The following is a 19,241-nucleotide window of genomic DNA, read 5'->3' on the forward strand; positions in this document are numbered from 1 at the left end:
GCCTATTTTACTCATTATCGCCCTCTACGCCAAACCGCTGATGGTACCAACGGGGCATTAATTGTTCGCGAAAGCCTTTAATTTGCCAATCGTTGTCGAAAAAAAGCACCGACAACTGGCCGGAGCGCGTCGTATCGTGCCATGTAATGCCATTTCCCCGATATCGGGCGACCACTTTACGCGCCGGCAAACGCCATTTACCGTAACGAGATGCGGACGCCAGCGCAGCTTCGGGATTAACCGCGCGCAAAAAAGGCGGTGTTGAGGAAGTTTTGCTGCCATGGTGCCCCACCTGCAATATCGTGGCCGTTAAGCGGTCGCGCCGCAATCGGAGCAGCTGCGCCTCCGCCCTCTTTTCCGCATCGCCGGTGAGCAGCAGACTGTATTTCCCGTCGTCGATACGGATCACGCAAGAGTCGTCATTAACCGGCCTTTTGAGCATTTCCGGCGGCCACAGCACCTCGAATTGCAACGACTGCCAGCGCCAACGCTCGCCGGCGATGCAGGGTAAATGCCCTTCCCCGCGTATCGGGCTGCGCACGGTAGCTTGCGGGAACGCTCGCCGCATCGTCGGGAGCCCGCCGATATGATCGAGATGAATATGGCTGATAATGATCTGCTCCAGCTCGATGCCCCGCCAGTTCAGCATCGGCAATATATGCCGTTCTGCGGCACTGCCTGTCGCCCAACGATCGCCGGTGTCGTACAGTATCCCCTTGCCGTTTTGCTCGATCACCACTGCCAGGCCGTGCCCGACATCGAGCATGTCGACGCGCCAATGGTAATCCGGTGCTTTACCTCGCCATAACACGCAGCATATGGCTATCGCTGCCAGTCCAGGCGCATAGCGCCACCACCAATGAAAGCGCCAACAGATAACGAGAAGCCATCCCGACGCGCTGGCAAGCAACGAGGCGGCCCCCAAATCCACCCAACCGCGCTGCAGATAATTTAACGGCACAAACACCCATCCCAACGTGAAATCCGCCAACCACCAAAGCCCGTAACTTAGCGAGGGGAAGATGCCGCAAATCAACGCCAGCAAAATCAACGGCACCGTCACCAATGAGACGATGGGCACCGCCCAGAGATTGGCCGGCAGCGAGGTCAACGTCAGGCCCAGAAACAGCGCGGCCTGCATCGGCACCAGCAGCAACGTCATGCCTAGCTGAATATGCAGCCAGCGCACCGGAGCCCAATACCACGCCGAACGAAATCGCTCGCCGAGCGGTGCCCACTCGAACCAAAAAATCAGGCACCCCACCGCCAGTACCGACAACCAGAAACTGTCTGACAAGACCGCCAACGGATCGCACAGCAAAATAAGCCCGATGCACCACAGCCACACTTGCCATGAAGAGCAATGCACGCCGCGCAAACGCAGCAGCATCCACAGCGTCATCGCCAACGCGGTACGCACCGCCGGCGGCTGGGCGCCCACCAACCAGACATAGATCAGCGTCGCCACCCAGCCCGCGATCAACGGAAAGCGATCACCAATCAGATGGGCGGGGAGGAAAAACTGCAGAGCGCGCAGCACTGCCCAGAACAAAATGGCGACCATCGCAACATGTAACCCCGATATGGCCATCAGATGAGCGATACCGGTTTTCAACATCAGCGTGCGCAAAGCCTGTTCGAGCGCGGTTCTTTCCCCAAACGCCAACGCCAGCAACACCGCCTTGTAACGCAATTCACCAATGTTGGCTTCAGCATGGCTGATAATGCGCTGGCGCAGGCCGCAATTCCCCTCCAGCAAGCGCGCCTGCCTGACCTGAGCGGTCAACGGCTGGCGCTGTGCGATCGCCCAACGTTGGCTGTCGAAGCCTCCTTCATTGAGCTTGCCATGCACCGGCCGCATGCGCAGTTTCAATTGCCAACGCTGCCCGGCACACAGCCGTTGCTCTTTCGGAGCCCATGTCGTGGTAAACGCCAGCGCAGGCGCCAGCCAATGGCCGTCGACCCGCTCGATGCGCATCAGGGTCTGCTTACTGACGGCAGGCTCCAGTGCGACGCTGCTTATCTGCACCACCGCCGTCACTTCCGGCACGCGGCTTAAGCGATCCATTTGCCCGAGCAGGCTTCCGGCGTTGAAAACTGCCCATATGAATCCCAATCCCAGGCAGGCCAAATAACGGCAGAACGGCCAACGGGTGCGCAGCAGTAAACCGGCGACCAGCAGCATCGGCCACAGCAACCATTGCTCTGGCAACTGCGGTAAAAGCAGCAGCGGCAGGATGCCGCAGATAACGGCGAATATCGCCAGATCCAGCGAAATTTTGATCGCTCTTCTCCCATCGGCTTCACCATGAGCAAAAACGCGTCACGAAGAGCAAGCAGGATTATTCAAGCGACATGTCGCCGCCAGCGGGCTTTAGTGAGGATGCGGCGAGCACGGCAGGATAAGAGAGGCATATGCAGCAGCCACACCGCAAATGCGGCGCGGTACGCAATTCACAAGCAGAGCTAGGGGAATTGCAGGCGAAAAAAAACGGCGCCTTAAAGGTACCGTTTTATATTCTTTACAAGCAACAACGCTATGGGCAGTCAGCGACTAGCCATAGATATTGGCGCGGTCACGCAACTCTTTGCCTGGTTTGAAGTGAGGAACGTACTTGCCGTCCAGCTCGACTTTGTCGCCGGTTTTCGGGTTGCGGCCTACACGCGGGGCACGGTAGTGAAGAGAAAAACTGCCGAATCCGCGGATCTCAATGCGTTCGCCCTCGGCCAGCGTTGCGGCCATGTGCTCAAGCATCTCTTTCACTGCATCCTCAACGGCCTTCGCCGGAATATGAGATTGCTGGCCAGCAAGTCTTTCAATAAGTTCAGACTTGGTCATAGTACCTCCAAGCTTTGCAGCTAAACTACCGTATCGGGGCGGTCAGAGACCGCCCCCCGTCATTACTCGCCTTTAGCCGCTTTGAAAGCTTCAGCCATTGCGTTAGAGAAGTTGCCTTCTTCCTGTTTGTTGTTAACAGTTGCGATGGCGTCTTTCTCGTCAGCTTCGTCCTTAGCACGTACGGACAGGCTTACAACGCGGTTCTTACGGTCAACGCCGGTGAATTTGGCTTCAACTTCGTCACCTACGTTCAGAACCAGAGTTGCATCTTCAATGCGGTCGCGAGAGGCTTCAGATGCACGCAGGTAACCTTCTACGCCGCCTGCCAATTCAACTGTAGCACCTTTGGCGTCAACTGCAGTGACTTTACCAGTAACAATAGCACCTTTCTTGTTCATAGACAGGTAGTTATTGAACGGGTCTTCAGCCAGTTGCTTCACGCCCAGGGAGATACGCTCGCGCTCTGCGTCAACTTGCAGAACAACCGCTGCGATTTCGTCGCCTTTCTTGTATTCACGAACTGCTTCTTCGCCTGCAACGTTCCAGGAGATGTCAGACAGGTGAACCAGGCCGTCGATGCCGCCGTCCAGGCCGATGAAGATACCGAAGTCAGTGATAGACTTGATTTTACCTTCAACGCGGTCGCCCTTGTTGTGGGTTTCTGCGAACTGCTGCCATGGGTTGGATTTGCACTGCTTCAGGCCCAGGGAGATACGACGACGTTCTTCATCGATGTCCAGAACCATCACTTCCACTACGTCGCCCACGTTAACAACTTTGGACGGATGGATGTTTTTGTTGGTCCAATCCATTTCAGAAACGTGTACCAGACCTTCAACGCCTTCTTCGATTTCTACGAAGCAGCCGTAATCAGTCAGGTTGGTTACACGACCAGTCAGCTTGGTGCCTTCTGGGTAACGTTTCGCGATAGCAACCCATGGATCTTCGCCCAGCTGTTTCAGGCCCAGGGATACACGAGTACGCTCGCGGTCGAACTTCAGCACTTTAACAGTGATTTCATCGCCAACGTTGACGATTTCGCTTGGGTGCTTAACGCGTTTCCAAGCCATGTCAGTGATGTGCAGCAGGCCGTCTACGCCGCCCAGATCAACGAATGCACCGTAGTCAGTGAGGTTCTTAACGATACCTTTAACTTCCATGCCTTCCTGCAGGTTTTCCAGCAGTTGATCGCGCTCAGCGCTGTTCTCGGATTCGATAACCGCACGGCGAGAAACGACAACGTTGTTGCGCTTCTGATCCAGCTTGATGACTTTGAACTCAAGCTCTTTGCCTTCCAGGTGCAGAGTGTCACGTACCGGACGCACGTCAACCAGGGAACCTGGCAGGAACGCGCGGATGCCGTTCAGCTCGACGGTGAAGCCACCCTTCACTTTGCCGTTGATAACACCGGTTACAGTCTCAGCTTCTTCGTAAGCTTTTTCCAGCGTGATCCAAGCTTCGTGACGCTTAGCTTTCTCACGGGACAGCAGGGTTTCACCGAAGCCGTCTTCAACAGCATCCAGAGCAACGTCAACTTCGTCACCAACCTGGATTTCCAGCTCGCCCTGGGCGTTTTTGAATTGCTCAGCCGGGATGGCAGACTCAGATTTCAGACCGGCGTCAACCAGTACGATATCTTTGTCGATAGCAACAACGACGCCACGAACGATGGAACCCGGGCGGGTTTCGATTTCTTTTAAGGATTCTTCAAAGAGTTGAGCGAAAGATTCAGTCATGTTGTTAATCTTCAGGGTTCTTTAGTTTAACGTCCATTTAGCGTCCCGCCGAATGGGGTTGTTTCACATACCCCGCCATTGGCTCCATGCCGACAGGGTTTAAGGTTACAGGGGTAAAATTTTACCCGATATATTGCGATACCGCTATGACAAATATGACAAAAAGCCAATAGCGCCGCCGCGCTTATTGCTGCGGCAACGCCAACACTTTCTGTGCATACGTCAACGCCTGCCGGATCACTTCTTCGATCGACATGCTGGTAGAATCCAGCACGAGGGCGTCAGAAGCGGGCACCAGAGGCGCGATAGGCCGATTACGGTCACGGTCGTCCCGTTCCTTTATCTCGGCTAAAAGACGTTCAAAGTTAACATTAAAGCCCTTCTCCTGCAACTGCAGCATGCGGCGGTGCGCGCGCTCCTCCGAGCTGGCGTCGAGGAAAATCTTGACCGGCGCGTCCGGGAACACCACCGTGCCCATGTCGCGGCCATCGGCAATCAGGCCGGGCGCCTCGCGGAATGCGCGCTGGCGGCGCAGCAGCGCCTCGCGCACGCGCGGAAACGCCGCCGCTTGCGACGCGGTGTTGCCGACGGTTTCGGTGCGGATCTCGTTGCTGACGTCCTCACCTTCCAAAATCACCTGCAGCTTGCCGTCCTGGGCAACGAAGCGAACATCGAGATGTGCGGCCAGCGGAACCAGCGCTTCCTCAGAAGTGATATCCACCTGATGATGCAACGCTGCCAGCGCCAGCACGCGATAGATCGCGCCGGAGTCCAGCAAACGCCAACCCAGAGACTCGGCCAACGCTTTACACAGCGTGCCTTTGCCTGCGCCACTTGGTCCATCAACGGTTATCACCGGGGCTGTAGCCGTCATTTCTCTCTCCTTCAGGTAGAAAACCTCACAGAGACACGGCGTGCTTCGACTCGAAGCCCGTGCGCTCTGTCACCTGCCCAATCAGGGGCAAATACGGTGGCGTATTATACGCTGCCCTACGGCGATCTGTTACCCTGGAACTGTCCGGTTGTTGAAAATAAGCGCACAACCGCGAAAAAGTATAGAAGAAATGCCGGCCGCCAAAGGTTAAAAACGATAAAGGCCCACAAAGGGGCCTTAAAATAAACGATTTGACGGGTTACGCCGGCTGGCTGATGCGGGCCAACTGTTCGAAATAGTCCGGGAAGGTTTTCGCGGTGCATTTCGGATCGAGAATGGTAACCGGCGTATCCGACAGCGCCACCAGCGAGAAACACATCGCCATGCGGTGATCGTTGTAGGTGCCGATCTCGGCGAACTGCAGTTTGGCCGGCGGCACGACGTGAATGTAGTTTTCCCCTTCGTCCACTTCCGCCCCCACTTTACGCAGCTCGGTGGCCATCGCCGCCAAACGGTCGGTCTCCTTCACCCGCCAGTTGTAGATATTGCGGATGGTGGTCGGCCCCTCGGCGAACAGCGCCGCGGTGGCGATGGTCATCGCCGCGTCCGGAATGTGGTTCATGTCCATGTCGATGCCGCGCAGTTCACCGCGGCTGCACTCGATGAAATCGTCGCCCCAGGTAATGCGCGCGCCCATTTTCTCCAGCACGTCGGCAAACCTGGTGTCGCCCTGCACGCTTTTGCGGCCGATGCCGGTCACGCGCACGGTGCCGCCCTTGATAGCCGCCGCCGCCAGGAAGTAGGAGGCGGAAGAGGCGTCACCCTCAACCAGGTAATCGCCCGGCGCGATATACGTCTGGCGCCCCTGGATATGGAACACCCGGTAGTTGTCGTGGCTCACCGATACGCCGAAGGTGCGCATCAGATGCAGCGTGATGTCGATGTACGGCTTGGAAACCAGCTCGCCCTTGATGTGGATCTGCGTATCTTGCGGCGCCAGCGGCGCGGTCATCAGCAACGCGGTCAGGAATTGGCTGGAGACGCTGCCGTCAACGGTGACGTCGCCACCCTGGAAGCCGCCACGCAGGCGGATCGGCGGGTAATCGGTCTGCTCGAGGTAATCAATCTGCGCCCCGCCCTGGCGCAGCGCGTCCACCAGATGGCCGATCGGGCGCTCTTTCATGCGCGGTTCGCCGGTCAGCACCACGTCGCCTTCGCCGAGGCACAGCGCCGCCGCCAATGGGCGCATCGCCGTCCCGGCATTGCCGAGGAACAGTTCCAGCGGCCGTTCGGCCACCAGCGGGCCGGCCACGCCGGTCACTTCGCACAGGGTGCGATCGGCGGAAAGCTGGTAGTTCACGCCCAACGCCTGCAGCGCGTTCAGCATATGACGCACGTCGTCGCTGTCCAGCAGGTTGGTCAGCCGGGTCGTGCCTTTCGCCAGCGCCGCCAGCAGCAGAGCGCGGTTAGAAACGCTCTTCGAGCCGGGTAAGTTGACGGTGCCATTGACCAGGGCGACCGGTTGTAACGTCAGGGAATCCACCATGTGAACAAAACTCTCCAATTCTGATAAACGAAACGGCTCCGGAATAATGCCGGAGCCGCTTTAATGCAAAAGGACAACAGCCTGAGGCAGCCAGCGCCTGGCGGGCTGACGGAATCAACCGTGACGACGTTCGAAGTCGGCCATGAAATCGGTCAGCGCCTGCACGCCGGCCAGCGGCATGGCATTGTAAATAGAAGCGCGCATGCCGCCAACTACCCGGTGGCCTTTCAGCGCCTGCAGGCCGATGGCCTCGGCTTCGCTGAGGAACACCTTGTCCAGCGCCGCATCGGCCAGTTGGAACGGCACGTTCATCCACGAACGGTTGGCGATCGCCACCTGGCTGCGGTAGAAGTCGGATTTATCGATGGTCGCGTACAGCAGCTCGGCCTTGGCCTGATTGCGTTTTTGCATCTCCACCAGGCCGCCCTGCTCTTTCAGCCATTTGAACACCAGCCCGGAGAGGTACCAGGCGAAGGTCGGCGGGGTGTTGAACATCGAGTCGTTCTCGGCCAGCACGGTGTAATCGAGGATCGACGGCACTTCTTTGCGCGCCTTGCCCAAAAGATCGTCGCGCACGATCACCAGCGTCAGGCCAGCCGGGCCGATGTTTTTCTGCGCGCCGGCGTAAATCACGCCGAAGCGGCTGACGTCGAGCGGGCGGGACAGGATGGTCGAGGAGTAATCGCCGATCACCACCTTGTCGCCGAAGTCCGGCGTTTCATCGATGGCCACGCCGTCGATGGTCTCATTCGGGCAATAGTGCACGTAAGCCGCGTCGTCGCTGAGCTGCCACTCTTTCATCGGCTTGATGCCGCTCAGGCCGTCGATGCGGGTTTTCACGTCGATGACGTTCGGGGCGCAATACTTTTCCGCTTCCTTGATGGCGCTGTGCGCCCAATAGCCGCCGTCGATATAGTCGGCGGTGGCCTTGTCGCCCAGCAGGTTCAGCGGCAGCGCCGCGAACTGCGCGCGGGCGCCGCCGTGGCAAAACAGCACTTTATAGTTGGAGGGGACTTTCAGCAGATCGCGCAGATCCTGTTCCGCCTGCTCGGCAACGGCGATGAATTCTTTGCTGCGGTGACTGATCTCCATCACTGACGTGCCCAGCCCATGCCAGTTGCACAGTTCCTGTTCCGCACGACGCAACACTTCCACCGGCAGCATCGCCGGGCCAGAGCTAAAATTATAAACCTGAGTCATTTCCCCTCACCACATTCACTGTTCGCCGCAGAAAAGCGACCTGTCGAAAAGACGCCCGAAGTTAACGCTCGCGTTAACCAACCCATCGGTTTTATCACTCACGCCCCATGGCTGCAACGCTTATTCGCCCGTCGGCGGCAAACGGCCGCGCCGGGTGATGACAGGCTCTGCGGCCGTCGCGATTGTTTGGACGATAAAACCCTGTGACATGGGGAAATTCAGCGGGTTAACGCGGTGTTTTATGCTGTATTCAGCCAAGATGGCTGCGAGAGCCCGGCCGGCCCCCGCAGGAGAGAAAACGATCAGTACTGATTGAACATCTGCTGGATCTGCTTCGCGTCTTTGGCTTGCGTCAGCGCCAGCTGCAGCAGTATGCGCGCTTTTTGCGGATTCAGCGTGCCGGCGGCCACAAAGCCGTACTTGGCGTCGTCCACTTCCGCATCTTCGGTGGTGGCGCCGGTCGGCACGCGCGATGAGCGCACCACCGCCACACCATTGTGCGCCGCCGTCGCCAGGGTGTCGAACACGGTTTTATACAGGTTGCCGTTGCCGACCCCGGCGCTGACGATGCCCTGGTAGCCTTCGGCGATCAGCGCCTTGGCCGGCGCATCGGAGGCGTTGGCATAGTTGTAGATGATGCCGACCTTCGGCAATTCGTTCAGCTTGCTGACGTCGAACGGCGTATCCCGGGTATGCTTACGCTGCGGCGAGCGCTGGTAATCGATCTTGCCGTTGTGGATATACCCCAGCGGGCCGTAGTTCGGCGACTGGAAGGTCTGCACGGCGGTGGTGTTGATCTTGGTGACGTCGCGCGCGTCCAGCACGGTGTCGTTCATCGCCACCAGCACCCCGCGGTTGGCCGATTGCGGATCCGCCGCCGTCACCACCGCGTTGTACAGATTGAACGGGCCGTCGGCGCTCATCGCCGTCGCCGGCCGCATCGCCCCTACCAGCACCACCGGCTTGTCGCATTTCACCGTCAAATCGAGGAAATAGGCCGTCTCCTCCAGCGTATCGGTGCCGTGGGTGATGACGAAGCCGTCGGTCTTGCCGCAGTCGGCGTCAATTTTCTTCGCCAGCGTCAGCCAGACCTGATCGTTCATGTCCTGCGAACCGATGTTCACCACCTGCTCCCCCTGCACGTTGGCGACGTTCTTCAGCTCCGGCACCGCATCGACCAACGCCTCGACGCCCAGCTTGCCTGCGGTATAGTTGGATTTCGTCGCCGACTCACCGCCGCCGGCGATAGTGCCGCCGGTCGCCAGCAGGGTGATGTTGGGCAGCGCCAGCGCCGAGGCGCTGACGCCGGTCAACAAGAGGGTTAACGCGCTGAGTTTCACTGATTTCATTAGATTTCTCCGTGACAGATAACTCGCTGAATTATGGCGCCTATCCTTAAAAAAACTGTGACTTTGCCGCCGCTTTAGGAATGACGCAAAACCCCGTATCTGCGCCGTGATGCGGGCAGCAGGCTATTTGAGGTGGGGTTTAGCATTGAGAAGGTGTCGCCCAGGCCACCGGCCATCGCAACTTGAATCTGCTTTGGCAGGTATACACTGAGTTATACCCTCAATCGCTGAATGAGAAATTGTAGAGTGGATTGATTTAATTGCTATACGTTAGTCAACCAGAACACACAAAAATATTATCAATCGAAAAATCGAATTGCAGGCATTGAAAAATGCCTGCTTAACGATTGACATTTAACAACCGCTAGAGCTAGAGAAATAAGTCATATTAAAATTACACCATCCCATGGCTTGCACATCTGCAACAGAAAAACTACCGCTAGCGCCTAAGTCAGAATTAAAGTTAGCATTGTAAGACCCGATACCTACATCTATATTTGGAGCCGTTTGATAGCCGTTCTGAATTCCATTGTAAATTTCTCCGGCCGCATACCCGCCGAGGGCCCCAGCATAGGGATTACCGCCACCGAGCCAAGTACCGGCGACAGTGCCGGCCAGTTGAGCTATTTGTTCACCGCCCGCACCTGTAACTCGATTAATTTCACTCAAATTAAGTTCTTTCATCTTTACGTTCCTGTAAATTTAAGTTAAACAATGAAAAAACAAAGCCCACAACAAAACAAATGCCAAAAATCACGATAAAGAAATAACTTCCATCATGAACACCTTCACTAATATAATTTACAACACTGAATATTGAAAAAATATATAACGAATTTCTTAACCATCGTTTATAAAAAGCACTATCTAATGAAAATTTCATTTTATACCTCTATAACTGTCATCTCCCCTAACCATGATAATTAATGAGAAAACTAAAAATGCAAATCATTTAATCTGTATTTCCCATTCGCCCATGACTAAAGCTATATTTATGGTTCTGAGGGAGCGGCAGTTTTACAACCTAGGCAAATGAGTTTGATTATCATTCTCATTTTTCCGGTGAATGTCAAGAGCTTTTAACCTATGGATTCATGGTGTCACGCCACCAAGACGATGCGCAGCCTCTCGCTTGATGTTTCTGCATCTCGTTGCTGTGAGGTCGGTTCAAAAAACAGAAGGATAGCCATATAAATCATTTATATATAAATATTGAACCGACTGAACCGACTGAACCTACCCTTTTTTCTCTCACGTGTGAGAAGATATCCCTCAAGGTTGAGGTAACCCTCAGGGTAACGCCATCTTCATGGCAGGCTGTTTTGGTGTTCAGTTCGGCCCCACCACGTACCCCGCGTTTTGCTGCAAGAATGAGAAAACGTCAAAAAACACCGGAACAATATACAGCCTAATTTTCAATCAACATTTTGAAAATTAAAGGTAAAACAAAAACACCTGTCAACATGAAAACATGAAATGAAGACAATGACGCAAACTTTTATCCCCGGTAAAGATGCCGCCCTGGAAGACTCCATCGCCCGTTTCCAGCAGAAACTGAGCGATCTCGGTTTCAACATCGAAGAAGCCTCCTGGCTGAACCCGGTGCCTCACGTGTGGTCAGTACACATTCGCGATCGCGATTGCCCGCTGTGCTTCACCAACGGCAAAGGCGCCAGCAAAAAAGCCGCGCTGGCCTCCGCGCTGGGTGAATATTTCGAGCGCCTGTCCACCAACTACTTCTTCGCCGATTTCTATCTGGGCCGGCAGATCGCCGAAGGCGACTTCGTGCACTACCCGAATGAGAAATGGTTCCCGATCCCTGAAGACGACGCGCTGCCGGCCGGCATTCTCGACGAACGCCTGCACGCCTTCTACGATCCGCAGCAAGAGCTGAGCGCCAGCGATCTTGTCGATCTGCAATCCGGCAACGCCGATCGCGGCGTGTGCGCGCTGCCGTTTACCCGCCAGTCCGACCAGCAAACCGTGTACATCCCGATGAACATCATCGGCAACCTGTATGTTTCCAACGGCATGTCCGCCGGCAACACCGCCAACGAAGCGCGCGTGCAGGGCCTGTCGGAAGTGTTCGAGCGCTATGTGAAAAACCGCATCATCGCCGAATCCATCAGCCTGCCGGCGATCCCGGACGACGTGCTGAACCGCTACCCGGGCGTGGTGGAAGCCATCGCCAAACTGGAAGAGGAAGGTTTCCCGATCCTCTCCTATGATGCCTCGCTGGGCGGCAACTACCCGGTGATCTGCGTGGTGCTGTTCAACCCGACCAACGGCACCTGCTTCGCCTCGTTCGGCGCGCACCCGGACTTCGGCGTGGCGCTGGAGCGCACGGTGACCGAACTGCTGCAGGGCCGCAGCCTGAAAGATCTCGACGTGTTCACCGCGCCGACCTTCGATGACGAAGAAGTGGCGGAACACACCAACCTGGAAACGCACTTCATCGACTCCAGCGGCCTGATCTCCTGGGATCTGTTCAAACAGGACGCGGATTACCCGTTCGTTGACTGGAACTTCAGCGGCAGCACGCAGGAAGAGTTCGCCACCCTGATGAGCATCTTCGACAAGGAAGACGCGGAAGTGTACATCGCCGACTACGAGCACCTGGGCGTCTACGCTTGCCGCATCATCGTGCCGGGCATGTCCGACATTTATCCGGCGGAAGACCTGCTGCTGGCCAACAACAGCATGGGCGCGCACCTGCGCGACACGCTGCTGGCGCTGCCGGGCAGCGAGTGGGAGCCGGAAGAATACCTGGCGCTGATCGAGCAGTTGGACGACGAAGGGTTGGACGATTTCACCCGCGTACGCGAACTGTTGGGCATTGCCAGCGGCAAAGACAACGCCTGGCATACCCTGCGCGTGGGCGAGCTGAAGGCGATGCTGGCGCTGGCGGGCGGCGATCTGGATCAGGCGCTGATCTGGACCGAATGGACGCAGGACTTCAACGCCTCGGTACTGAGCCCGGCGCGCAGCAACTACTACCGCTGCCTGCAAACGCTGCTGCTGCTGGCGCAGGAGCCTGAACGCGAAGCGGCGCAATACTATACTGCGTTCGTGAAGATGTATGGTCAGGAAGCGGTCGACGCCGCCTCCGCCGCCATCAGCGGTGAAGAACGCTTCAACGGGCTGTTCGCCGTCGATGCCGATCTGAAGGCGCTGCCGGCCCATCAGGCGCTGCTGGCGGCCTACGAGAAGCTGCAGGCGGCCAAACGCCGCCACTGGGCCAAAGCCTAAGCGTCATCAGGGGTACTGCCACTTTGGGAGTACCCCCTGTTGCCAAACGCCGCACGCCGTTGCGGCGTTTTCATTTTTGCGGTTTATTTCAACGCATTCGGTTTTATTTTTTTCGCCGGAAAATAGGCGGTTAAACGACCATAAAAATAAATAAACCGTCAATTGTTGCCGGACGGTGAAATAATAATTAACCGATAATTAAACTTTCAGCGCTGCGCGGCGACAAAACGCCTAAAAATTTAACTTTAGCGCCTGCGGCCCACCCTGCTCATTCAAAAAAATTTGCAAACATTAAAAAATTGTTTTCACTTAAAAATCAATAAATTAACAATAAAAACCACACAAAAAACACGCCATTTTGCCGCTCTACTTCCCCGCCTTATGATCCAAATCAAATTTTCCCCTATACTGCTTTGCTAGTATCTCATTGCGTTGTTTTAACCCTTAAGAGCGAGAGTTAGTTTGAAAACTGACAGCCCCTTCGATCTGATTTTACCTGCGGCAACGGCGAAAATCGCTGAAGATGCCGGCGTGTATAAAGCCACCAAACATCCGCTGAAAACGTTTTATTTGGCGATCACCGCCGGTGTCTTCATTTCCATCGCCTTCGTCTTCTACATCACGGCGACCACCGGCACCGCCGGCGTGCCTTTCGGGCTGGCGAAACTGGTCGGCGGCATCTGCTTCTCTCTCGGGTTAATGCTGGTGGTGGTGTCGGGTGCCGACCTGTTCACCTCTACCGTACTTATCGTCATCGCCAAGGCCAGCGGCCGCATCAGCTGGGGCCAACTGGGCGCCAACTGGCTGAACGTTTATCTCGGCAACCTGGTCGGCGCGCTGTTCTTCGTGGCGCTGATCTGGTTCTCCGGCGAGTATATGGTCGCCAACGGCCAGTGGGGCCTGAATGTCCTGCAAACCGCAGACCACAAGCTGCATCACACCTTTATCGAAGCCGTGTGCCTCGGCATTCTGGCTAACCTGATGGTCTGCCTGGCGGTCTGGATGAGCTACTCCGGCCGCACCCTGACCGACAAGATGTTTGCCATGGTGCTGCCGGTCGGGATGTTTGTCGCCAGCGGCTTCGAGCACAGCATCGCCAACATGTTTATGATCCCTATGGGCATCGTGGTCAAACACTTCGCCACGCCGGAATTCTGGCAAGCCGTAGGGGCGGTACCTGAGCAATTCGCTCATCTGACAGTAAGCAATTTCATCATCGACAACCTGATTCCGGTCACCATCGGCAACATCATCGGCGGCGGCCTGCTGGTTGGGTTGACTTACTGGGTAATTTATCTGCGCGGGGGCCGCGAACAGCACTAAGCTGTGAGTTACCGCGCGCAGAGTTAGAAATCCACAATCAAAGGTAGGTGTACAATGACCGAACTTAACGAGAAATTAGCCAACGCTTGGGCAGGTTTCAGCAAGGGTGACTGGCAGAATGAAGTCAACGTTCGTGACTTCATCCAGAAAAACTACACGCCTTATGAGGGTGACGAATCCTTCCTGGCTGGCGCAACTCAGGCCACCACCACCTTGTGGGACAAGGTTATGGAAGGGATCAAACTGGAAAACCGCACTCACGCGCCGGTTGATTTCGACACCAACGTTGCTTCAACCATCGTTTCTCACGACGCGGGTTACATCGCCAAAGAGCTGGAAACCATCGTGGGTCTGCAGACCGACGCCCCTCTGAAACGCGCGCTGATCCCGTTCGGCGGCATCAAAATGGTCGAAGGTTCGTGCAAAGTGTACGGCCGCGAGCTGGATCCGCAGCTGAAAAAAGTGTTCACCGAATACCGTAAAACCCACAACCAGGGCGTATTCGACGTTTACACCAAAGACATCCTGAACTGCCGTAAATCCGGCGTGCTGACCGGCCTGCCGGACGCCTACGGCCGCGGCCGCATCATCGGCGACTACCGCCGCGTGGCGCTGTACGGTATCGACTTCCTGATGGCCGACAAGCTGAACCAGTTCAAATCGCTGCAGGAAAAACTGGAAAACGGCGAAGATCTGGAAATGACCATCCAGCTGCGCGAAGAGATCGCTGAACAGCACCGCGCTCTGGCTCAGATCAAAGAGATGGCCGCCAAATACGGCTACGACATCTCCGGCCCGGCCACCAGCGCGCAAGAAGCGGTGCAGTGGACCTACTTCGGCTACCTGGCCGCGGTGAAATCCCAGAACGGCGCCGCCATGTCCTTCGGCCGCGTGTCCACCTTCCTCGACGTGTTCATCGAGCGCGACATCAAGGCGGGCAAACTGACCGAAGAACAAGCGCAGGAACTGATCGACCACCTGGTGATGAAACTGCGTATGGTGCGCTTCCTGCGTACCCCTGAGTACGATGAGCTGTTCTCCGGCGACCCAATCTGGGCAACGGAATCCCTGGCCGGTATGGGCGTCGACGGCCGTACTCTGGTCACCAAAAACAGCTTCCGCTTCCTGAACACCCTGTACACCATGGGGCCGTCTCCGGAGCCGAACATGACCATCCTGTGGTCTGAGAAGCTGCCGCTGAACTTCAAGAAATTCGCGGCGAAAGTGTCCATCGACACCTCTTCCGTTCAGTACGAAAACGACGACCTGATGCGCCCTGACTTCAACAACGATGACTACGCCATCGCTTGCTGCGTCAGCCCGATGATCGTCGGCAAACAAATGCAGTTCTTCGGCGCCCGCGCCAACCTGGCGAAAACCATGCTGTACGCCATCAACGGCGGCGTTGACGAAAAACTGAAAATGCAGGTCGGCCCTAAAGAAGCGCCGATGATGGACGAAGTGCTGGACTATGACAAAGTCATGGCCCGCATGGACCACTTTATGGATTGGCTAGCCAAGCAGTACGTGACCGCGCTGAACATCATTCACTACATGCACGACAAGTACAGCTACGAAGCTGCGCTGATGGCACTGCATGACCGTGACGTTTATCGCACCATGGCTTGCGGCATCGCCGGCCTGTCCGTTGCAGCCGACTCCCTGTCTGCCATCAAGTACGCGAAAGTCACCACCATTCGCGACGAAGACGGCCTGGCCATCGACTTCAAAGTGGAAGGCGAGTATCCGCAGTTCGGTAACAACGACGCCCGCGTCGATGATATCGCCTGCGACCTGGTGGAACGTTTCATGAAGAAAATTCAGAAACTGCGCACCTACCGCAATGCGGTACCGACCCAGTCCGTACTGACCATCACCTCCAACGTGGTGTACGGTAAGAAAACCGGTAACACCCCGGATGGCCGCCGCGCAGGCGCACCGTTCGGCCCTGGCGCCAACCCAATGCATGGCCGCGACCAGAAAGGCGCAGTAGCCTCCCTGACCTCGGTAGCCAAACTGCCGTTTGCCTACGCGAAAGACGGGATCTCCTACACCTTCTCCATCGTGCCTAACGCGCTGGGTAAAGACGACGACGTGCGTAAAGCCAACCTGGCGGGCCTGATGGATGGTTACTTCCACCATGAAGCCTCCATCGAAGGCGGCCAGCACCTGAACGTCAACGTGATGAACCGCGAAATGCTGCTGGACGCGATGGAAAACCCTGAGAAATACCCTCAGCTGACCATCCGCGTTTCCGGTTACGCCGTGCGCTTCAACTCGCTGACCAAAGAGCAACAGCAGGACGTGATTACTCGTACCTTCACTCAAACGATGTAATACGCCGGCCGGGCGGGAAACCGCCCGGCACCAACGCAGGGGCCGGTTTTGCCGGCCCTTTTCTCCCACCGCTCTCCCCTGACTCTGTACGAGTCTGTTTTGCCGGACATCTATACTGAATGGATAGCCGGCAAAACAGTTATCCGGCAACTGACCGGTCGACAGGCATCATTACCCCGGTGGCGGTTCCACCCGCTGCTGCATCGCAGATACCTGGCCGGCGGCCACGCGCCTATTTTTAGACTGCGTTTGACAGTCAATATTGGAGAAAACCCCGCAATGTCAGCAATTGGTCGCATCCACTCCTTCGAATCCTGTGGCACCGTCGATGGGCCCGGGATCCGCTTTATCGTCTTCTTCCAGGGCTGCCTGATGCGCTGCCTCTATTGCCATAACCGCGACACCTGGGACACCCACGGCGGCAAGGAAGTGACCGTCGAAGAGCTGATGAAAGACGCGGTGGCCTACCGCCACTTCATGAACGCCTCCGGCGGCGGCGTGACCGCGTCCGGCGGCGAGGCGATCCTGCAGGCTGAATTCGTGCGCGACTGGTTCCGCGCCTGCCACGCCGAAAGCATCAATACCTGCCTGGACACCAATGGCTTTGTGCGCCGCTACGATCCGGTGATCGACGAGCTGCTGGACACCACCGATCTGGTGATGCTGGATCTGAAACAGATGAACGACGAGATCCACCAGAACCTGGTCGGCGTCTCCAATCACCGCACGCTGGAATTCGCCCGCTACCTGGCGAAACGCAACCAGCGCACCTGGATCCGCTACGTGGTGGTGCCGGGCTGGTCAGACGACGATAAGTCGGCGCACCTGCTGGGCGAGTTCACTAAAGACATGACCAACATCGAGAAAATCGAGCTGCTGCCCTACCACGAGCTGGGCAAGCACAAATGGATAGCGATGGGGGAAGAGTACAAGCTGGACGGCGTGCACCCGCCGAAAGCCGAGACTATGGATCGCGTCAAAGGCATCCTGGAAAGCTACGGCCATAAAGTGATTTACTGATTGGCGCACGCCAAAAGAAAAAACCGGCTCATGGCCGGTTTTTTCATGCTCAGGCGGCGGCGAACGGCGTGTGATGGTGATCCGGCTTCTGTTTCTTCAGCAGCATCAGCAGGTAAACCAGCGCCACGGCGGCGATCATCACGAACAGCACGCGGTCGGAATAGTTTTGCATCAGCAACGCCGTCATCGACGGCCCCAGCAGGCTGCCGATGGTGTAACTCATCAACAGCGCCTGGTTCATCGCCACCAACTCGTGCGGCAGCGCCTTCTCGCAGGCCCAGGACATCGCCACCGGGTACAGGGTAAAGCCGGCGCAGCCGAGGATGAACAGCGAAGGCGCCATGGCGTAGTTGCCGAGCATCGCCACGCTGGCGAGGATCACCACGAACACCTGAATGCGCAGCACCAGCAGGCGACCGTAACGATCGGCCAGGCGCCCGACCGGCCATTGGCCGACGATGCCGGAGCTGACCAGCAGCGCCATCCAGTAACCGACGTTGGCGTCGCTCATGCCCTGATGGGAGAGGTACAACGGCATCAGGCCGTATAGCGAACCGAGCACAATGCCGGAAATGATGCAACCGTTGATGCCAAGGCGCGCGCTGCGGCGTCTCAGCATGGTCCACACCGCCGCCTGCTGCGGCTCGTCTTCATGGCGGTTGACCCGCGCGAACAGCATCGGCAGCATGGCGCTGATCACAATGGCGGTCACCCACGGCACCACGTGCAACAATTCGGTCGAGGTCATGCTCAACAGCAATTGGCCGGTCACCGTACCAAGGTAATAAACGATCATATAGGCCGCCAGCAGCTGGCCGCGGTTGCTCAGGTTGCCGCTGCGCAACAGCGCGCTCTCCACGATCACCCAGATCCAGGCGCAACCGACGCCGGCGAAGAAGCGCCAGCCCAGCCAGCTCCAAAAATCGATCGACAGCACCATGCCGGCAGTCGCGGCGGCGAACACCAGACAAGAGAGATGATAGCTGCGGGTAAAACCGACGCGCTGGATCAGTTTGCCCGCCACCAGCGTGCCCAACAGGTTGCCGCTGAAGTAAGAAGAGCTGACCATTCCCACCTGCCAGGTCGACAGCTGAGCATGGGTTAACCAAAGGGGCACTAACGTATTCAAAACGGCAATGGATACCGTGAGCAGCAAGAGGCCGCAGAGCAATAAGAGCACTGGGCGGGAGTATGCGGACATAGTGAAATTGTGACCGAACGCGCAATGAGAGTGCGCGCATGATGCCACTGGCGATAAAAAAGTCAATCGCCTCTTATCGTTCCACCGCACGATTTGTTTCCGGCTAACTGGCTGAAAAAGCGCTATGCTCAGCGCAGAGCGAATTTAACGACAAAGAGGCAAAATGAGTCAGGCAAATGATGCGGCGGTAGAGGCCCTGCTGGCGGACATCGGCAGCACGCACGGCGAACTGCTGGAGATCGTACAACAGGTGCGCCGGATAGCTGCAGCGTGCGGCAACGGCGTCACCGAATCGGTAAAATACGGCGGCATCATGTTTGCGCATAGCCAATTTTTCTGCGGCGTTTTCGCCTACCGCCACCACGTCACGGTGGAATTCGGCCACGGCTACCGGCTGGCAGACAGCCATAACCAGCTCGAAGGCAGCGGCCAGTATCGGCGACACATCAAACTCCACTCGCCCGCCGAGGTGAAAAGCAAACATCTGGCGGACTACCTTCAACAGGCTTATACGCTGGCGACGGGCTGAATTCTCGACATAAAAAAAGCGCCCGCAGGCGCTTTTTT

The 19,241-nt window shown here is 56.9% G+C and carries 14 protein-coding genes and 1 pseudogene; 6 read left to right on the plus strand and 9 right to left on the minus strand.

Translation table 11 applies throughout. From position 1 onward, the window contains the following. Positions 1 to 7: 7 nt before the first annotated feature. The 7 genes from ACJ8HN_RS09315 to ansB all read right to left on the minus strand — a co-directional run bounded on the left by ACJ8HN_RS09315 (position 8) and on the right by ansB (position 9,544). A complete protein-coding gene (locus ACJ8HN_RS09315) occupies positions 8 to 2,284 on the minus strand; it encodes a ComEC family protein (protein WP_442523558.1) in 2,277 nt (758 codons plus the stop codon). Positions 2,285 to 2,554: 270 nt separating this feature from the next. After that, the gene (gene ihfB, locus ACJ8HN_RS09320) at positions 2,555 to 2,839 is read right to left on the minus strand and encodes an integration host factor subunit beta (RefSeq protein WP_004928264.1); all 285 of its coding nucleotides are present in this window, start codon (positions 2,837 to 2,839) and stop codon (positions 2,555 to 2,557) included. 62 nt (positions 2,840 to 2,901) lie between these two features. After that, positions 2,902 to 4,575 (minus strand): 30S ribosomal protein S1, encoded by a 1,674-nt coding sequence (rpsA, locus tag ACJ8HN_RS09325; RefSeq protein ID WP_004928267.1) that lies wholly within the window; start codon positions 4,573 to 4,575, stop codon positions 2,902 to 2,904. A gap of 184 nt (positions 4,576 to 4,759) precedes the next feature. Then, on the minus strand, positions 4,760 to 5,449 hold the full coding sequence (gene cmk, locus ACJ8HN_RS09330) for a (d)CMP kinase (protein ID WP_004928270.1): 690 nt from the start codon (positions 5,447 to 5,449) through the stop codon (positions 4,760 to 4,762). Between the two features lie 259 nt (positions 5,450 to 5,708). Beyond that, positions 5,709 to 6,995 (minus strand): 3-phosphoshikimate 1-carboxyvinyltransferase, encoded by a 1,287-nt coding sequence (gene aroA, locus ACJ8HN_RS09335; RefSeq protein WP_442523298.1) that lies wholly within the window; start codon positions 6,993 to 6,995, stop codon positions 5,709 to 5,711. 114 nt (positions 6,996 to 7,109) lie between these two features. Further along, positions 7,110 to 8,195 (minus strand): 3-phosphoserine/phosphohydroxythreonine transaminase, encoded by a 1,086-nt coding sequence (serC, locus tag ACJ8HN_RS09340; RefSeq protein ID WP_033637853.1) that lies wholly within the window; start codon positions 8,193 to 8,195, stop codon positions 7,110 to 7,112. Positions 8,196 to 8,497: 302 nt separating this feature from the next. Further along, on the minus strand, positions 8,498 to 9,544 hold the full coding sequence (gene ansB / locus ACJ8HN_RS09345; RefSeq protein ID WP_442523299.1) for an L-asparaginase 2: 1,047 nt from the start codon (positions 9,542 to 9,544) through the stop codon (positions 8,498 to 8,500). A gap of 99 nt (positions 9,545 to 9,643) precedes the next feature. Between ansB and ACJ8HN_RS09350 the strand changes: the two are divergent. After that, positions 9,644 to 9,789 (plus strand): annotated as a pseudogene (locus ACJ8HN_RS09350) (site-specific integrase); the annotation flags it as partial. A gap of 109 nt (positions 9,790 to 9,898) precedes the next feature. On the opposite strand, the gene ACJ8HN_RS09355 reads toward ACJ8HN_RS09350, so the two are convergent. Beyond that, positions 9,899 to 10,228 (minus strand): hypothetical protein, encoded by a 330-nt coding sequence (locus ACJ8HN_RS09355; protein WP_071883793.1) that lies wholly within the window; start codon positions 10,226 to 10,228, stop codon positions 9,899 to 9,901. 801 nt (positions 10,229 to 11,029) lie between these two features. Between ACJ8HN_RS09355 and ycaO the strand changes: the two genes are divergently transcribed. The 4 genes from ycaO to pflA all read left to right on the plus strand — a co-directional run bounded on the left by ycaO (position 11,030) and on the right by pflA (position 17,473). Continuing rightward, positions 11,030 to 12,793 carry a 30S ribosomal protein S12 methylthiotransferase accessory factor YcaO gene (gene ycaO / locus ACJ8HN_RS09360; RefSeq protein WP_442523300.1) on the plus strand — a complete coding sequence of 588 codons (1,764 nt, stop codon included), beginning with the start codon at positions 11,030 to 11,032 and terminating at the stop codon, positions 12,791 to 12,793. A 462-nt stretch (positions 12,794 to 13,255) separates the two neighbouring features. Next, entirely contained in the window at positions 13,256 to 14,116 is an 861-nt protein-coding gene (gene focA, locus ACJ8HN_RS09365) for a formate transporter FocA (RefSeq protein WP_107227716.1), read from the plus strand. Positions 14,117 to 14,170: 54 nt separating this feature from the next. After that, positions 14,171 to 16,453, plus strand: a complete 2,283-nt coding sequence (gene pflB / locus ACJ8HN_RS09370; RefSeq protein ID WP_442523301.1) for a formate C-acetyltransferase — start codon at positions 14,171 to 14,173, stop codon at positions 16,451 to 16,453. A gap of 279 nt (positions 16,454 to 16,732) precedes the next feature. Continuing rightward, complete coding sequence (gene pflA, locus ACJ8HN_RS09375; protein ID WP_442523302.1) at positions 16,733 to 17,473, plus strand: pyruvate formate lyase 1-activating protein; 741 nt, start codon at positions 16,733 to 16,735, stop codon at positions 17,471 to 17,473. A gap of 49 nt (positions 17,474 to 17,522) precedes the next feature. Here the strand turns inward: pflA and ACJ8HN_RS09380 are convergent, their stop codons facing one another. Next, positions 17,523 to 18,674 carry an MFS transporter gene (locus ACJ8HN_RS09380; RefSeq protein ID WP_033637849.1) on the minus strand — a complete coding sequence of 384 codons (1,152 nt, stop codon included), beginning with the start codon at positions 18,672 to 18,674 and terminating at the stop codon, positions 17,523 to 17,525. 163 nt (positions 18,675 to 18,837) lie between these two features. Between ACJ8HN_RS09380 and ACJ8HN_RS09385 the strand changes: the two genes are divergently transcribed. Further along, on the plus strand, positions 18,838 to 19,203 hold the full coding sequence (locus ACJ8HN_RS09385; protein ID WP_442523303.1) for a DUF1801 domain-containing protein: 366 nt from the start codon (positions 18,838 to 18,840) through the stop codon (positions 19,201 to 19,203). Positions 19,204 to 19,241: the final 38 nt, after the last annotated feature.

This window comes from Serratia sp. CY29653, from assembly GCF_052169255.1.
Taxonomy (GTDB): Bacteria; Pseudomonadota; Gammaproteobacteria; order Enterobacterales; family Enterobacteriaceae; genus Serratia; species Serratia sarumanii.

Bases quoted from the DNA above. Each gene is read 5' to 3' on its own strand.
- ihfB (WP_004928264.1), bottom strand. From the start codon at position 2,839: ATGACCAAGTCTGAACTTATTGAAAGACTTGCTGGCCAGCAATCTCAT.
- ACJ8HN_RS09355 (WP_071883793.1), bottom strand. From the start codon at position 10,228: ATGAAAGAACTTAATTTGAGTGAAATTAATCGAGTTACAGGTGCGGGC.
- serC (WP_033637853.1), bottom strand. From the start codon at position 8,195: ATGACTCAGGTTTATAATTTTAGCTCTGGCCCGGCGATGCTGCCGGTG.
- aroA (WP_442523298.1), bottom strand. From the start codon at position 6,995: ATGGTGGATTCCCTGACGTTACAACCGGTCGCCCTGGTCAATGGCACC.
- cmk (WP_004928270.1), bottom strand. From the start codon at position 5,449: ATGACGGCTACAGCCCCGGTGATAACCGTTGATGGACCAAGTGGCGCA.
- pflB (WP_442523301.1), top strand. From the start codon at position 14,171: ATGACCGAACTTAACGAGAAATTAGCCAACGCTTGGGCAGGTTTCAGC.
- rpsA (WP_004928267.1), bottom strand. From the start codon at position 4,575: ATGACTGAATCTTTCGCTCAACTCTTTGAAGAATCCTTAAAAGAAATC.
- ansB (WP_442523299.1), bottom strand. From the start codon at position 9,544: ATGAAATCAGTGAAACTCAGCGCGTTAACCCTCTTGTTGACCGGCGTC.
- ACJ8HN_RS09380 (WP_033637849.1), bottom strand. From the start codon at position 18,674: ATGTCCGCATACTCCCGCCCAGTGCTCTTATTGCTCTGCGGCCTCTTG.
- ACJ8HN_RS09385 (WP_442523303.1), top strand. From the start codon at position 18,838: ATGAGTCAGGCAAATGATGCGGCGGTAGAGGCCCTGCTGGCGGACATC.
- ycaO (WP_442523300.1), top strand. From the start codon at position 11,030: ATGACGCAAACTTTTATCCCCGGTAAAGATGCCGCCCTGGAAGACTCC.
- pflA (WP_442523302.1), top strand. From the start codon at position 16,733: ATGTCAGCAATTGGTCGCATCCACTCCTTCGAATCCTGTGGCACCGTC.